This window comes from Dyella sp., from assembly GCF_035277725.1.
Classification (GTDB): domain Bacteria; phylum Pseudomonadota; class Gammaproteobacteria; order Xanthomonadales; family Rhodanobacteraceae; genus Dyella_B.
Genome location: NZ_DATEJY010000064.1, coordinates 1 through 12687 on the forward strand (window position 1 = coordinate 1; position 12687 = coordinate 12687).

The window sequence follows — 12687 nt, forward strand, 5'->3', positions numbered from 1 at the left end:
CCATCCGCATCGGGTCTGCCACCGCGTGCGGGTCGAGGACAAGCCGAAGGACAAGCACCAGATCGCCGGCACGCTGGTTGGCGCGGCGGCGGGCGGCCTGGTCGGCAATCAATTCGGCGGCGGCAAGGGCAAGGTGCTTACAACCGCCGGTGGCGTGCTGGCGGGTGGTTACGCGGGCAAGAAGGTGCAGGAAAACCATCAAGAGAATCACGCCACGTATCACTACGAAGAGCGCTGCCACGACGAGTAGACGAGTAGGTTGGGGTGAGGCGCAGCCGAACCCCAACATGGTGTTGGCGTAGCGGCAATGTTGGGGTTCGCGTTCGCTTACTCCAACCTACGTTACGGCAACGGATGTCCACCAGTCACGCCATACACTTCCGCCGTCACGTAACTGGATTCCTGCGAAGCGAGAAACACATACACCGATGCCAGTTCCGCGGGCTGGCCTGGCCGCCCGAGCGGTACGTTCTTGCCGAATTCCTTCACCTTCTTCTGTGGCTGCCCGCCGGAAGGTTGCAGCGGCGTCCAGATCGGGCCGGGCGCCACCGCGTTGACGCGGATGCCGCGCTCGACAAGTTGCTTGCCCAATACCTTGGTGAAGCCGACGATGGCTGATTTGGTTGGCGCGTAATCGCCAAGAATCGGCGATTGATCGTAAGCCTGGATGGATGCGGTGTTGATGATGGTGGCGCCGCGCGGCATGTGCGGCACGGCTGCCTTGCAGATCCAGAACATGGCGTAGACGTTGGTCTTGAACGTCGCATCGAACTGCTCGGTGGTGATGTCCAGAAAACTGTCCTGATAAGCCTGCTTGCCGGCGACGTTCACTACGATGTCGAGGCCGCCCATTTCCTTTGCGGCGGTCTCCACCAGCTTGTTGCAGAATGCTTCATCCTTGATGTCGCCCGGCACGGTATGCACGGAGACGCCGCTGTCGCGAATGATCTGCAGCAGTTCTTTGGCGTCTTCCTCTTCATCGGGGAGGTAGTTGAGCGTAAGGTCCGCGCCTTCGCGCGCAAAGGCGATGGCCACAGCACGGCCGATGCCGGAATCGCCGCCCGTAATCAGCGCCTTGCGGCCTTTCAGACGGCCAAACCCGACATAGCTGTCTTCACCGTGATCGGGACGCGGCGTCATCTCCTTGGTCAGACCCGGCGCCGGCTGCGGCTGCTCTTCAAACGGCGGACGCGGATACTGCGTGGTGGGATCGCGCATGGTGTACTGGTTGGTCGAACTCATGAGTATCTCCGGTCGGCATATCGCCATGGATACGCTGCGCATCGTCGAAGACGCGTGTGTTTTGTGTCGGGTGTTGCCTTGATCTGGCGCATGCGCTTTCTTCAGGCATGAAGTGGCAAGGTGTGGCGAATGAAGACGATGCGCAAAAAACGGATGCGCCTGCTCGCTGTGTTGCTGACGGGCACGTGCATGCTAGCGATGAGTGCCTGCCACGATCGCGATCCGGCCTTGCAGCAACCGTACGGGCCGTCGGCACCTTCCACCTCGCCGACCTCGACGCAACCGCATCAATCGCCTGCCCCCGCCAGCAGTGTTCGCAGCCCATCCAAGCCCATGCCGGCGGGGGCGCGCTCGTGAACCAGGGGCAGAACAAGTACCTTGGCGACCGCGCTACACCGCGCGACGAATGTTGCGATCGGTGGACGTTGGTGGTGAGCAGTGATCCGGCCTTGTTGGCGACGTTGCACTGGGTGGCGGATGACCATTTCGTGGGGCCGAAGTTGGAGTCGGCGATGAGTGAGTTGCTGCATGATGCGGCGTTGATTTGAGGCGGAGCACTGTTCCCTCCCCTGCGAAGTAGGGGAGGGAACAGTGCTCCGAACTTAAGGGTTTTCAACCGCGAGAAACTCTTGTTCGTCATTCCAGCGAAAGCTGGAATCCAGCGACTTTGGGCTGAAAGGCACTGGATGATTCGCTTCGCTCACCCCTTCGGGGCCGTCCATCCGGACGTTCTCCGCGCTTCGCGCTACGTCCAGCTTTCGCTGGAATGACAGGTTCGGGTTCTGTAGCGGCTGGAAGAACCTTAAGTTCGGAGCATTGGGGCTAGGGTGGGGTGCGAGCGAAGCGAGCCGCGAAGGTCTGGCATCACTACAAAGCACACGCTCGCTGCGTTGGCTGGCCGCTAAAGCACAAGCAACCCCATCCTACTGTCCGTAGGGGCTGTCCGCGGCGGGCCAAAGGCACAGATGAAATTCGATCTTTCGCATAACGCACACCATCGCCGCGCGGTGTATCGGTAACGCATTCACACCCGACTCACACGTCTTTGAAGCCTTCGGTCTTAGCGTGGAGACACGCTCTCCGCAGGAAGCTCAACCATGAAAAAGCGAGTGGTATTCAGCGTCGACGACATGGCAGGGGCGCGTGCCGCCATGGATCAGTTGCGGGCGGCAGGCATTGCCGACCAGAGCATCTCGCTGATTGCGCGTTCCGACAAATCGGAAATGATTCCCGACGATCGCAAAGTCGTGGAAGGGGATTTCTATCCCGCCGCGGCGAAAGGTGCTGCGGGTGGTGCGGCGATCGGTCTGGTGGCCGGCCTGGTGGCGGTGGCGATTCCGCCGTTGGGCATTACCTTTGCCGGCGCGCTGGCGATGGCGGTGGGTGGCAGTGTGCTGGGTGCCTGGTCCACAGCGCTTTCTGGTTCGGCACTGGACGATCCGGTGCGGCGGCAATTTGAAGACGAAGTGGAAGCCGGGCGCATTCTGGTGGTGGTCGATGCGCAGGAAGAGCAGGTTGCGCTGACGTACCGCACCATGGTGGCAAGCGGCGCGAAACCGTTGCCGTTTGAAAAGCCGACGGCAATCACCTGAGCGTCGACGCGACAGCGTCGAAATGCCGACTGTGCATTCACTTTTCGCGGGCTACGGTCGCGCAGTCAGGCGGCGATCTGCGTCGTAAGCCGCGCGAGGATGACAGCACGTTGCCGCAAGCATGAGCCAGGTTTTCTCACCAAGTTTTGGGCTGTACGCCAAGCTGGCGTTGCTTGGCCTCTTGCTGGTGGTGGTCAGTGCAGGCTCTGCATGGCGTGGCGCGGTGACCGATCCGCATCGGCTTGGCGAACCCGTGAACCAGCCGGTGCCGTTCAGCCATAAGCATCACGTGGACGATGATGGCATCGATTGCCGCTTTTGCCACACGAGCGTGGAGACCTCCGCGTTTGCCGGCATTCCCCCGATCGCTACCTGCATGACCTGTCATTCGCAATTGTTTACCGATGCGCCCATGTTGAAGCCGTTGATCGATAGCTGGAAGAGCGGCGTGCCCCTGCGCTGGAATCGCGTATATCAGTTGCCGGACTTCGTTTATTTCAACCACAGCATCCACATCGCCAAGGGCGTGGGGTGTGTGTCTTGTCATGGCCGCATCGACAAGATGCCTTTGACGCAGCGCGTGGTGCCCCTCTCGATGGCGTGGTGTCTGGACTGCCATCGCCAGCCGCAGAAATTCCTTCGTCCGCACGACAAGGTATTCGATCTCGCCTGGCAACCGAAGGATCAGAAGAAACTCGGCGTCGAGTTGCTGCACCAGTACCACATCGACACCGGTCGCATGACGGATTGCTCGCTATGTCATCGCTGAGGATCGAGCATGCTGCTGCGTTGGCGCGTCGCAAGCTGGGCGACGCGACCGGTCCGCGATTCTGGCGTGCGTTGGAAGAGCTGGCGGACGATCCCGGTTTCAAGCGCGAGCTGATCGATGCCCTGCCGCAGTTCTCCGCGTTCGCCGCGATGGATCGCCGCCGGTTTTTGCAACTGCTTGGCGCATCGCTGGCCTTCGCCGGTCTGGCCGCATGCAGCGGGCCACCGCCGGAGCAGATCGTGCCGTGGGAAACACCGCCACCCGGCGTGACACCGGATACGCCGCAGTTCTACGCCACCACGCTCGCTTATGCGGGCGATGTGATCGGCGTGCTGGTCACCAGCCATATGGGGCGCCCGACCAAGATCGAAGGCAACCCGCTGCATCCGGCGAGCCTGGGCGCCACCGGGCCGATGCCGCAGGCGGCGGTGCTGGAAGTGTGGGACCCCGATCGCTCGCAGGCGCCGCTGTACCGCGGTCATGCCGCGACGTGGCAGGCGTTTGCGGCGGACGTGGCGATGTGGCCGGCTTCGTTTGCGCGCGATGGCAGCGGCTTGCACGTGGTAAGCGATCGCGTCGTCTCGCCTACCTTGCGCGCGCAGCGTGAGCAATGGATGCTGCGTTATCCGCGCATGCACTGGTACGAACATGCGCCGGTTGCGCAGGACCATGCCGAGCAAGGCGCGATGCTGGCGTTCGGCAAACCGGTCGCTACGCGCTACCACTTCGAAAAGGCCGATGTGATCCTGTCGCTGGAAGCGGATTTTCTCGGCGACATGCCGGGGCGCGTGGCTTACGCGCATGCGTTCGCCGAGCGCCGCAACCCGTCTGCGCCAGCGGGCATGAATCGGCTATACGTGCTGGAAGCCACGCCGAGCATCACCGGCACGATGGCCGATCATCGCTGGGTGATGGCATCGTCGTCCATTGCCTTGTTCGCGCTGGAGCTGGCGCGTGCGCTCGGCATCGGTGCGGATGCGCCTGTCGCGCCCGGCAGCTTGTCCGCCAAACAGCACCAGGCGTTGCAATCCGATCTACTGGCACACCGCGGACGTTGTCTTGTTGTTGCAGGAGGATCGCAACCGCCACAGGTGCATGCCATCGCCCATCTGCTCAACGACAAGCTCGGCAACGTCGGGCATACGGTCGATTATGTGGATGTGCCCGAGGATGTCACCAAGCGCGAACCTTTGGGCGCGCTGCGCAACGCGATCATGGCCGGACAGGTGCAGCGGCTGGTGGTGCTGGACAGCAATCTTGTTTACAACGCGCCGGCCGATCTGCAGCTGTCGAGGCTGATCAAGCAGGTCCCGCATGTCGTGCACTGGGGCTTGTACGTGGACGAAACGGCGCAGCTGGCCGAATGGCATCTGCCGGCCAGCCACGTGCTTGAAAGCTGGTCGGACGCGCAGACCGACGATGGCGTTGCCAGCATCGTGCAACCGTTGATCGATCCCTTGTACCAGGGGCGTTCGGCGCATGAATTCCTGGCGCTGTTGATGGGCGAGCCGGTGCAGGATGGCCTGGCGATCGTGCAGGCGCAGTGGCGTTTGCAGAATCCCGCCATGGCCTGGCCGGATAGCGTGCGCACGGGCGTGATTGCGGGCAGTGGCGGCAAGCTTGCGCAGATCGATGTTCGCACGGATGATTTGCATGGCTGGTCACCGCAAGCATTGCAACACGGTGCGCTGGAGCTGGTGTTTCGCCCCGATCCCACCGTGTGGGACGGGCGCTATGCCAATAACGGCTGGCTGCAGGAACTGCCCAAGCCGCCGACGCAGCTCACCTGGAGCAACGCCGCACTGATCAGCCCGCAGCTGGCAAAGGAACGCGCGCTTGCCAATGGCGATGTCGTGGTGCTGGCCTGCGAAGGGCGGCAGGTGGAAGCGCCGGTATGGATTACGCCGGGGCAGGCTGCGCACAGCGTCACCGTGCATCTGGGGTATGGGCGCAAGCGTGCCGGGCGCGTCGGCAACGCTCTGGGCTTCGATGCATACGCGTTGCGTACGTCGAATCAGCCGTGGACAGTGCAAGGGCTTGCGCTGCACAAGACGGGTCGCTCCGTGACGTTGGCGAGTACGCAGACCCATTTCGCCATGGAGACGGAAGGCAGCAAGCCGCCCGTGCGAAGCTTGAAACTGGCCGATTTCGAGCGCGATCCTGATGCAGCGGAGGAGGGTGACAAGACGCCGCCATCGATCTATCCCGAGCAACCGCAAGGCGAATACGCCTGGGCCATGGCGATCGACCTCAACGTGTGCATCGGCTGCAAGGGCTGCACCATCGCCTGCCAGGCGGAAAACAATATTCCGGTGGTCGGCGCCGATCAGGTGCTGCGCGAGCGCGAGATGCATTGGATCCGCGTCGATCGTTACTACTCGGGTTCCGCCGAGAATCCGGTGACCCACAACCAGCCGGTGCCGTGCATGCATTGCGAGCATGCGCCGTGCGAACTGGTCTGCCCGGTCGGTGCCACGGTGCACGACGACGAAGGCTTGAACCTGCAGGTGTACAACCGCTGCATCGGCACGCGCTGGTGTTCGAACAACTGTCCTTACAAGGTGCGCCGCTTCAATTTTCTGCAGTTCAGCGATCTCACCACCGAGACATGGAAGGCACAGCGCAATCCGGAAGTATCGGTGCGCAGCCGTGGGGTGATGGAGAAATGCACGTACTGCATCCAGCGTATCGAGAACGCGCATATCGCCGCCGATCGCGAGCAACGCCGAATTGCGGATGGTGACATCGTCACCGCGTGCCAGGCTGCGTGTCCCACGCAGGCGATCACTTTTGGCGATCTGCGCGATCCACACAGTGCGGTGAATCGTATCAAGGCGTCGCCCCGCAACTACGATGTGCTGGAGGAACTCAATACCCGTCCGCGCACCAGCTATCTCGCGCAGGTGCGCAATCCGCATCCAGACCTGGAGGACGAGGCATGAGCGCATCGCTGCAGGACGAGCATCTGCTTACGCGCGAGCATACGTACACCAGCTTGTCCGATAAGGTCGGCGAACTGGCGTTGCGTCCCAACGGCCGGCTCTGGTTTATCGCTTTCGTCGGCTCGCTGCTGCTGACCTTGCTGTTTGTCGCCGGGGGCGGCGAGTTGCTGGCGAAGGGCGTCGGCATCTGGGGCATCAATATTCCGGTGGCGTGGGCGTTCGCGCTGATCAACTACGTGTGGTGGATCGCGATCGGCATGGCCGGCACGTTCATTTCCGGTGCGCTCTATCTGGCGCGGCAGAAGTGGCGTTCGTCGCTGAACCGTTACGCGGAAGCAATGACGGTGTTCGCTGTGTCGGTGTCGGGCCTGTTCCCGATCTTCCACCTGGGACGCCCGTTCTTCTTCTACTGGGTGGCCCCCTATCCGAATCGCATGGCGTTGTGGCCGCAGTGGCGCAGCTCGCTGGTATGGGATTTCCTGGCCATCGTTGCCTACCTGCTGGTGTCGATCATGTTTTGGTATGTGGGCATGCTGCCGGACCTCGGCAGTTTGCGCGACCGGGCGCGTACGCGTGGCAAGCAGGTGTTTTATGGATTGCTGGCGCTGGGCTGGCGTGGCGAGGCGCGGCATTGGAAACGCTTTGAAACCTTGAACCTGCTGCTGGCCGGCTTGGCCGTGCCGCTGGTGTTTTCCGTGCATAGCATGGTCGCGCTGGATTTCTCGGAAGGCGCGGTGCCGGGCTGGCATTCCACCATGTTCCCGCCGTTCTTCGTCGCGGGCGCGTTCTTTTCCGGTTTTGCCATGGCGCTGGTGCTGGGCATTCCATTGCGTCGTTGGCTGGGCTTAAGCGACATCATCACACTGAAGCACCTGGATAATCTTGCCAAAATGATGCTCGCCGCGGGTCTGTTCGTGGCCTACAACTACGCCGTCGAATTCTTTATGGCGTATTACAGCGGCGATCCGTATGAGATCGCGGAAGTCAGGGATCGCCTGATTGGCCCGTATGCGTGGGTGTTCTGGACGGTAGTGTTCTGCAACGTGCTCACGCCATTATGGCTGTGGTCGCCGCGTATCCGGCGCAAGCCGGCGGCTTTGTTCGCGATCGCCATGCTGGTGCTGATCGGCATGTGGTTCGAGCGCTTCATGCTGATCGTCAACAGCCTGTTCCGTCCGTATCTGCCGTCGAGCTGGGGCATGTTCTATCCCACGTTATGGGATCTGCTTTTCCTGTTCGGATCGATCGGCATTTTCCTGCTGATGTTCACGCTGTTCGTGCGCTGGTTGCCGATCGTGGCGACCTACGAAATGCGCAAGCTGGTGCATGAGCTGAAGGAGCCAGGCTGATGGCGCAGGAAAGCAAGCGCTACGGTTGCATGGCGTTTTTCGAGACGCCGGAAGCATTGGTGCACGCCGTACGCACCTTGCGCCAGGCCGGCTATGAAGGCATCGAGGCGTTCACGCCGTTTCCGGTGGAGGAACTGGACGAGGCGATGGATATCGGCGGCAACACCATACCGCTGGCGACGTTCGTGGGTGGCGCCATCGGCTTTGTCGGCATGCTGGCGATGCAATACATCGCCGCTGTGCTGCATTACCCGATTCGTGTAGGGGGACGTCCATTTGCCAGCTGGCCGGCATTCATTCCCTCCGCGTTGGAGGTGACGTTTTTGTTGGCCGCCGTGGCGGGTGTGCTGGCGCTGCTGGCGGGCAATCGGTTGCCAAAGTTTTATCACCCCGTGTTCAACGTCGAGCAGTTCGAGCGGGCGAGCCAGGATGGATTTGTGCTGGTGGTGCGGATGGAAGACGGGGATGCGTCGCGCTTGCGGGAGATGTTGCAGGGATTGGGTGCGGTACAGGTGGATGAGGTGGCGGTGTGAGGCGCCGCGTCGGGCTAATGCAGCAGGCTGCATGGCTTTTCATTGCCAGAAGCCCCCACTTCGTCATTCCAGCGAAAGCTGGAATCCAGTGCCTTTTCGCTCCAAAGTCGCTGGATTCCTCGCTCCTCAAAGCCGAGCACATCCATGTGCTCTCCCCGCGTACCAGCTTTCGCTGGAATGACGAGCGCTTGTTCCGGTGTCGCCGGAAGCGAGCTTCGCTCGCACCCCACCCCAACCCTCCCCTGCGAGCAGGGGAGGGGGCTATTTCCGGCGCGACAAGCCTTCGGTATTTGTTTGTGCTTTGCATGGTCCTGCTACTGGCCGGCTGCGAACGCGCTATGCACGACATGTACAACCAGGCCAAATACAAACCCGGCTCACCCAGCCCACTATTCGCCGACGGCAAGGCCGCGAGACGTCCCCCCGAAGGCAGCATTCCCATCGCGCAAGGCGAGCTGGCCGGTCCATCCAGCGGTCGCCTGGGGCACATCGAACCCGCGCCAGCCACATCGTCGAACAACCATCCCTATCCCATCACATTGGCATTCCTGCAGCGCGGCCAAAACCGCTACGAAATCTACTGCGCCGCGTGCCACGGCCTGACCGGCGCAGGCAACGGCATGATCGTGCAGCGCGGCTTTCCAAAACCGCCCTCGTACCTGGAGCCGCAACTGCTGCATGCGACAGATGCGGCGCTGGAACGCTCCATCAGCAATGGGTACGGCGTGATGTATCCCTTCGCGGGCCGCGTGAATGAGAAGGATCGTTGGGCAATCGTCGCCTACATTCGTGCGCTGCAGCTCAGCCAGAACGTGCCGGTCGATCATCTGGCGCCACAAGACCTGCATGCACTCGGCCAAGGGGGCGCAAAGTCGCCATGACGCGCACGACGCTGTCCAGCCTGGTGGGAATGCTGGTGGCCTTGGCGCTGCTGGTGGTGGGCTTTTCCTTCGCCGCCGGCCATATGCGGCACGCGTTGTTCGTGTATCTCGCCAGCTGGTTGTTCGTGCTCGGCGTGGTGCTGGGCAGTATGACGCTGATGATGATTCATGCACTGACCGGTGGCGCATGGGGTGTGCGGCTGGGCAATGAATGCCTGGCGGCGACGCGTTTGCTGCCTTATGCGGCACTGGCGGTGATTCCGCTGTTGGTCGGCATGCACGTGTTGTTTCCCTGGCTGCGGACGGAGCCGGTGGATGATCCCTACCTCGATCATCAGCGCTGGTATCTCAATGCGCCCGGCTTGATCATCCGTACCGTGGTGGTGTTCGTGATCTGGGCGTGGATGGCGTACGGCGTGACGCGCGCGGCCGGCAACGGTCGGGCGCTGCAGCCGCGTTTTGCCGCAGGAAGCCTGGTTGCGACGTTGCTGACCATTACGCTGGCGGCGGTGGATTGGGTGATGTCGCTGGTGCCGCGCTGGCACACCACCGACATCGGCTTGCTGTTGTTCACCAGCCAGTTGCTGATCGCCTTTGCGCTGGCGGTGTTGATGCATCTGTCGCGTGATGTGCGGGCCAGCGATCCGCCGCCGCGCCTGCTGCGCGACTTCGGCAACTTGATGCTGGTGATGGTGCTGGGTTGGGCATACGTAAGCTTCATCGACTATCTCACCAGCTGGGTGGCGGATTTGCCGGCGGAGACCGCGTGGTACGCGCCGCGCTTGCTGACCGGCTGGGGGTGGTTGGGCATGATGGTGACGTGCCTGGGCTTGGGCATACCGTTTTTCGCGTTGCTGCTCGGCAAGGTAAAAACCTCGCTGCGCGCACTGCGCCTGGTCGCGGTGATCAGCCTGTTTGCGCAGTGGCTCAACCTGATCTGGCTGGTGCTGCCTAGCGGTGCCTTGCAGAGCGTCACGTTGTACTGGACCGATCCCTTGATCTGCATCGGCCTGCTGGGATTCTGCGCGATGCGGTACCGCGCGGGCCTGCACGAAAGAAGGAGGGCGCGCGATGGGCAGGGCGCATGAGCCGCATCGCATCGATGCGCCGGCGCTGCACAAGCTGGGCGGTTTGTTCGTGGCGTTGTTCGTCTTGATCCTGTATGTGATGTACGTGTTGTGGCAGCACGTGCATTCGCCAACGCTCAACCTGCCACCGCAAGTGCTTCCACCGCCGCCGCGCCTGCAGGTGAACCCGCCGGTGGATCGCGTCACGCAGTACCGCTTGCAGATGCAGCAGCTCGATACCTACGGCTGGAACGATGCCAGCCATCGCACCGCGCATATCCCGATCGAGCGTGCGATGGTATTGCTGGTGCAGAAGCAGCAAGCGAGCAGGAGTTCGTCGCCATGAGCCGGCTGACGCGTGTGTTGCTGATGTTGCTGGCGTGCTGGTTATGCGCCGCCGAAACCGCGCCGCCACCGCCGCCGCATCTCACCACGCGGGCCGATTTCCGGCAGAAGCTCGGTGCTGCGCTGCCGATGGCGGTGACGTTCACCGATGCATCGGGCAAGACGGCAAGCCTGCAGCAATGGATGGATGGGCGCCCGACCTTGCTGATGCTCGGTTATTTCCGCTGCCCCAACTTGTGCGATGTGGCGGAGCAGGGCATGGCGCATGCGGTGGCGCAATCGGGGTTGCGACCTGGTAGCGACATGAGCGTGCTGTTCGTCAGCATCGATCCACGCGATACGCCTGGTGCGGCGGCGAGCAAGCAACGCATGATCGCCAACATGCAAGGCGGCGCGGATGCATCGGCCTGGCATGTGCTGGTCGGTAGCAAAGCATCGATCGATGCGCTGGCCAACGCGATCGGTTACCGCTACTTCTACGACGCACGGATTGATCAATATGCGCATCCCGCGGGTCTGGTGATCGCCACGGCGGGTGGCCGTATCAATCAATATCTGATGGGCGCGAATTACGTGCCGCAGACCTTGCGCCTGGCGGTGGTGGCGGCATCGCATCACACGCTCGGCAGCGTGGTCGATCAACTGGTGCTGCTGTGCTGTGGTTATGACCCCACCACTGGGCGGTATACGGTGACGATCACGCGCATCATGCAAGGGTTGGGCATCGGCTTCGTGGTTCTATTGCTGGTGATGTTCATGCTGCTGTGTCGCCCTCGCCCGGGAGCGCGGCCATGAGCATCCAGCCGCCGGAAGCCTCCAACTTCGCCGTGCCGATCGATCGCATGTTCGACGCCATGCTGGTGCTGTGCGGCGCGGTGGCGCTCGGTGTCTTCGTGGTGATGTTCTGGTTCTGCATCAAGTATCGGCATGGCAGCGATGCCAATCGCGAAGGACGGCAGAGCACCAGGTTCGGTCTCGAAATCAGCTGGACGCTGATTCCGTTTTTGCTGTTTGTCGGCATGTTCGCGTGGAGCATCAATTTGTGGACCTTGCTGCGCACGCCGCCGAATGATGCCAAGCCGATCTACATCGTCGCCAAGCAGTGGATGTGGAAGGTGCAGCATCCCAACGGCCGGCGCGAGATTGACATGCTGCATGTGCCGCTGGGCGTGCCGGTGCGTTTGATCATGACGTCGCAGGATGTGATCCATAGTTTCTATATTCCGGATTTCCGGGTGAAGCAGGATGTCGTGCCGGGGCGCTACACCGCGCTGTGGTTTACCGCGACGAAACTGGGTAGCTATCCGCTGCTGTGCTCGGAGTACTGCGGTACTGATCATGCGGCGATGACCGGCACGGTGAAGGTGGTCTCGCGCGAGGATTACCATGCGTGGTTGAACGAAAGCACCGCGCTGCCGCTGGCAAAACAGGGTCGGCAGCTGTTCGTGCAGTTCGGCTGCAGCGGTTGCCATGATCCTGGGTCCGGTATTCATGCGCCGGATTTACGTGGCTTGTACCAGAGCCGCGTGGCGTTGGCCGATGGTTCCACTGTTATGGCGGACGATCGCTATCTGCATGACGCCATCACGTTGCCGGCCACCCAGCGGGTTGCGGGTTATGCGCCGATCATGCCGACGTATCAGGCACGTATTGATGAAGAAGATATCTTGGCGTTGATGGCTTATATCAAGTCGCTGGGGCAGGAGAGCGCTCATGCACTGCACCGCTAGGCGTGCATTCCTGTCGTTGCGAAAGACAGTTCCCTCCCTTGCATGCAGGGGAGGGTTAGGGTGGGGTGCGAGCAAAGCGAGCGGCGGGATGTGCACGTTGCCGCAAACCATATATCACCCAAGAAAACAGCCGCGCGCTAAAGCACAAGCAACCCCACCCCAACCCCAATGCTCCGAACTTAAGGTTCTTCCAGCCGCTACAGAACCCAAACCCGTCATTCCAGCGAAAGCTGGTAC

At 61.9% G+C, this 12687-nt stretch carries 14 protein-coding genes; 12 read left to right on the forward strand and 2 right to left on the reverse strand.

Features of this window, described 5'->3' with window-relative positions; translation table 11 throughout:
• A partial coding sequence (locus VJR68_RS05795) for a glycine zipper 2TM domain-containing protein (RefSeq protein WP_324146638.1) occupies positions 1-250 on the forward strand: 250 nt, incomplete at its 5' end.
• Positions 251-342: 92 nt separating this feature from the next.
• Here the strand turns inward: VJR68_RS05795 and VJR68_RS05800 are convergent.
• Positions 343-1242 carry an SDR family oxidoreductase gene (locus tag VJR68_RS05800; protein ID WP_324146640.1) on the reverse strand — a complete coding sequence of 300 codons (900 nt, stop codon included), beginning with the start codon at positions 1240-1242 and terminating at the stop codon, positions 343-345.
• A 353-nt stretch (positions 1243-1595) separates the two neighbouring features.
• On the opposite strand from VJR68_RS05800, the gene VJR68_RS05805 reads away from it, so the two are divergent.
• From VJR68_RS05805 to VJR68_RS05830, 6 genes are all read left to right on the forward strand, one after another.
• Positions 1596-1790 carry a hypothetical protein gene (locus VJR68_RS05805; protein ID WP_324146641.1) on the forward strand — a complete coding sequence of 65 codons (195 nt, stop codon included), beginning with the start codon at positions 1596-1598 and terminating at the stop codon, positions 1788-1790.
• A 549-nt stretch (positions 1791-2339) separates the two neighbouring features.
• Entirely contained in the window at positions 2340-2834 is a 495-nt protein-coding gene (locus VJR68_RS05810; protein ID WP_324146644.1) for a hypothetical protein, read from the forward strand.
• A 121-nt stretch (positions 2835-2955) separates the two neighbouring features.
• Positions 2956-3603, forward strand: a complete 648-nt coding sequence (locus VJR68_RS05815; protein WP_324146646.1) for a cytochrome c3 family protein — start codon at positions 2956-2958, stop codon at positions 3601-3603.
• Positions 3591-6545 carry a TAT-variant-translocated molybdopterin oxidoreductase gene (locus tag VJR68_RS05820; protein WP_324146648.1) on the forward strand — a complete coding sequence of 985 codons (2955 nt, stop codon included), beginning with the start codon at positions 3591-3593 and terminating at the stop codon, positions 6543-6545. Before VJR68_RS05815 ends, VJR68_RS05820 begins: the two co-directional genes overlap by 13 nt.
• Positions 6542-7894: an NrfD/PsrC family molybdoenzyme membrane anchor subunit gene (gene nrfD, locus VJR68_RS05825; protein WP_324146650.1), complete on the forward strand. Its 1353-nt coding sequence runs from the start codon at positions 6542-6544 to the stop codon at positions 7892-7894. Before VJR68_RS05820 ends, nrfD begins: the two co-directional genes overlap by 4 nt.
• Positions 7894-8427, forward strand: coding sequence for a DUF3341 domain-containing protein (locus VJR68_RS05830; protein WP_324146652.1), 534 nt, complete (start codon positions 7894-7896; stop codon positions 8425-8427). Before nrfD ends, VJR68_RS05830 begins: the two co-directional genes overlap by 1 nt.
• Before the next feature lie 14 nt (positions 8428-8441).
• Here VJR68_RS05830 and VJR68_RS05835 read toward each other — a convergent pair whose 3' ends face one another.
• Positions 8442-8573, reverse strand: a complete 132-nt coding sequence (locus VJR68_RS05835; protein ID WP_324146654.1) for a hypothetical protein — start codon at positions 8571-8573, stop codon at positions 8442-8444.
• Positions 8574-8732: 159 nt separating this feature from the next.
• Here VJR68_RS05835 and VJR68_RS05840 point away from each other — a divergent pair, with 159 nt between their 5' ends.
• The 5 genes from VJR68_RS05840 to coxB are packed head-to-tail and all read left to right on the forward strand — an operon-like array spanning position 8733 to position 12450.
• Complete coding sequence (locus VJR68_RS05840) at positions 8733-9308, forward strand: cytochrome c (protein ID WP_324146656.1); 576 nt, start codon at positions 8733-8735, stop codon at positions 9306-9308.
• Positions 9305-10396, forward strand: coding sequence for a hypothetical protein (locus VJR68_RS05845; protein ID WP_324146658.1), 1092 nt, complete (start codon positions 9305-9307; stop codon positions 10394-10396). Before VJR68_RS05840 ends, VJR68_RS05845 begins: the two co-directional genes overlap by 4 nt.
• Complete coding sequence (locus tag VJR68_RS05850) at positions 10380-10721, forward strand: hypothetical protein (RefSeq protein WP_324146660.1); 342 nt, start codon at positions 10380-10382, stop codon at positions 10719-10721. Before VJR68_RS05845 ends, VJR68_RS05850 begins: the two co-directional genes overlap by 17 nt.
• On the forward strand, positions 10718-11515 hold the full coding sequence (locus VJR68_RS05855) for an SCO family protein (protein WP_324146662.1): 798 nt from the start codon (positions 10718-10720) through the stop codon (positions 11513-11515). Before VJR68_RS05850 ends, VJR68_RS05855 begins: the two co-directional genes overlap by 4 nt.
• Positions 11512-12450 carry a cytochrome c oxidase subunit II gene (coxB, locus tag VJR68_RS05860; RefSeq protein WP_324146664.1) on the forward strand — a complete coding sequence of 313 codons (939 nt, stop codon included), beginning with the start codon at positions 11512-11514 and terminating at the stop codon, positions 12448-12450. Before VJR68_RS05855 ends, coxB begins: the two co-directional genes overlap by 4 nt.
• Positions 12451-12687 lie beyond the last annotated feature (237 nt).